This is a genomic window from Candidatus Bathyarchaeota archaeon (genome assembly GCA_025059045.1).
Taxonomy (GTDB): Archaea; Thermoproteota; Bathyarchaeia; order Bathyarchaeales; family DTEX01; genus JANXEA01.
Window position 1 is genome coordinate 1 of record JANXEA010000024.1, and the last position, 2,684, is coordinate 2,684.

Genomic DNA, 2,684 nt, shown 5'->3' on the forward strand with positions numbered 1-2,684 from the left:
GCGCGACTGGTCATCGACTCATTATCCGCCTTCTGGCTTGATAAACCAGCAATGGCTAGGAGACACTCCTATTTTGTTAAGAAGGTTCTCTCAAAATGGGACTTCACCGTTATGGCGACTTCACAGTATGCAATAACTACATCTGAGGCCTTCGGGTGGGGAATCGAGCATATTGCAGATGGCATAATAAGATTTAGAAGGTCTGTGAGGAAGGGTTCTCTGAGGAGGTTCATGCTTATCGAAAAGATGCGGCAGACTAATCATAGCCTTCAGATGCATGAAATCACGATCATCCCATCTAAAGGGTTGACCATAGTAAAACCAGTAGAGATGAGAAAAGAGGACATTTCGCTGCCCAAGCATGTCGTGGAAAAAATTCAGAGAAGCGTCGAAAAAAGGGAAACCGAACTGCTATGATATCTACGATTGAATATTATTCTCGGCCTGAAGTTCAAAAGGAAATATTGGATTTTTGTAAAGGCAGATGGATCGCTGTTCACTGGATAGACAGCAGAGGCAACATTAAATTTCAACGTTATATCCGGAAAAGTCCGCTGCAGGAAGGTAACATAAATTCTTTCTTCGATTATCTGAAACAAAAAGATTCTTCGCCTCGATCCTTATATGCCACGGCAAATGTTTATTATTCATTGACCACTATTGAGAACACCTACGACTTCTCAAATATTCAATATTGCACGCCTACCTGGGATGTTGACAGCATACTTTCGAACTGGCAAGTGACCATAAGGACAGCGAAAGAAATCATTAATATTTTAGAAAGCTTTGGAGTAAGGAAGTCCCTATATATCAAATGGTCTGGTAACGGATGCCATATCCATCTACATGAAAGATCACTTTCGCCTAGCATTCTGGAACACCATCATCCCTTTGACCTGGCGTTCTCGATCGTGGAATATGTAAAGGCAAAGCTGACCGCCAAGATCTCTGAGTATTCACCAAAAGATGAAATACGTGTTGAGAACAAGATGGATTTAGCAAGAGTTTTCACCTGCCCTCTTAGCCTCCACAGAAAACTCGATGTCTCATGCATCTGCATGAAACCAAATCAACTAGACGAATTCACACCAGAATGGTTAGCGCCTGATAGATTCAGACATAATTTGACTTGGAGAGAATTTATCGAAGGTGAAGCTGATGAACTTGCTGAAAGTGCGTACTCAGCTATAGGCGGCTACCAACTCCTATCGAGACGCCGAAAGAGAAAGACAATGCCGCTAGACAGACAAATAATAAAATGGCTTTTTAAGGATCATGCCTGAGCTAGCGTCTTCCCATCCCCAGTCCAAATATTTTCTTACCGAACCATTTTTGGTCTTTGACGTATAGGCTTAATGGAATTCGCGAACAGCGAATCATTAGATAGCGAAAATTTATTAGGAAAACAGGAGATACATGTCTTAAGCTTGAGGTTGATAGAAAATGCCTATAAGAGTGGCGATAAATGGATTTGGAAGGATCGGACGGTTGCTGTTCAGAGCAGCCATAGAAAAGAAAGCTGACATAGACTTTGTGGCTATAAATGATATTGGAAATGCAAAGACTATGGCACATCTGCTGAAATATGATTCAGTTCATGGACCTGCGCCTTTTGACGTCAAGGCCGAAAGTGATGGAATCGTCGTCAATGGTAAGAAGATTCCGCTACTCAACCAGAGAGACCCAGCTCAGCTCCCGTGGAAGGAGATGGACGTATATCTAGCCATTGAATCAACCGGTCAATTCACTGACCGAGAAAATGCCTCTAAGCATCTGCAAGCTGGTGCCAAGAAAGTTTTGATATCAGCTCCGGCAAAGAATCCTGATATAACGATTGTCTTGGGGGTCAACGATAAGGCCTATGACCCTAAAAAACATGTTATTATATCTAATGCATCTTGTACAACTAACTGTGTTGCACCCGTGACCAAAGTGCTGGATGAGAACTTTGGCGTTAAGACAGGTCTGATGACAACAGCACACGCCTATACCAATGACCAAAGAATATTAGATCTAGTACACTCTGACTTACGCAGGGCCCGTGCAGGAGCGCTCAATATAATACCTACAACCACGGGTGCAGCCAGAGCAGTCGGTGAAGTTCTTCCAAGATTAGCCGGAAAGTTGAATGGGTTAGCCTTGCGTGTCCCGGTTCCTAATGTCTCCATCGTCGACCTAACAGCAGTTTTGGAGAGATCAGTCTCTGTTGAAGAAGTGAATAAAGTTTTCAAAGAAGCAGCGGAAGGTGAATTGAAAGGCATCCTGGCATATACAGAAGAACCTCTGGTCTCTTCTGATTTTAACCACTCAACATATTCGGCAATAGTTGATGGGTTATCAACAATGACAATCGAGAATCTAGTCAAAGTATTGGCGTGGTACGACAATGAGTGGGGGTTTTCCTGCAGAATGGTAGAACTTATCGAGCTGATAGGTAAAAAAGACAAGCCCTAGCTAAAAACTGCTGAAAAACTTCTGCTAATATTTTTTAGGCCGGGTGGAGACATGGCGAAGTTTCTAACATTAAATGATGTTGATGTGGAGGGTAAGGTAGTACTAGTGAGAGTAGACTTTAACTCACCAGTGGATCCATCAACCAAGAAAATTCTGGATGACTCAAGAATTAAGGCTCATGGAGAAACTACAGTAAAAGAGTTGGCAGAAAGAGGAGCTAAGGTTGTAAT

The 2,684-nt window shown here is 42.6% G+C and carries 4 protein-coding genes; all 4 read left to right on the forward strand.

The features are described from left to right. Window positions 1–417: KaiC domain-containing protein (locus tag NZ952_06835; protein ID MCS7120896.1), on the forward strand; the 417-nt coding region annotated here is incomplete at its 5' end. A gap of 233 nt (window positions 418–650) precedes the next feature. Then, window positions 651–1,283 carry a hypothetical protein gene (locus NZ952_06840; GenBank protein ID MCS7120897.1) on the forward strand — a complete coding sequence of 211 codons (633 nt, stop codon included), beginning with the start codon at window positions 651–653 and terminating at the stop codon, window positions 1,281–1,283. A gap of 160 nt (window positions 1,284–1,443) precedes the next feature. Continuing rightward, window positions 1,444–2,454 carry a type I glyceraldehyde-3-phosphate dehydrogenase gene (gene gap / locus NZ952_06845; protein MCS7120898.1) on the forward strand — a complete coding sequence of 337 codons (1,011 nt, stop codon included), beginning with the start codon at window positions 1,444–1,446 and terminating at the stop codon, window positions 2,452–2,454. A gap of 51 nt (window positions 2,455–2,505) precedes the next feature. After that, the coding region (pgk, locus tag NZ952_06850; GenBank protein ID MCS7120899.1) for a phosphoglycerate kinase at window positions 2,506–2,684 on the forward strand (179 nt) is incomplete at its 3' end.

Coding starts and splice junctions, on each gene's coding strand:
- gap (MCS7120898.1), top strand. CDS start 1,444: ATGCCTATAAGAGTGGCGATAAATGGATTTGGAAGGATCGGACGGTTG.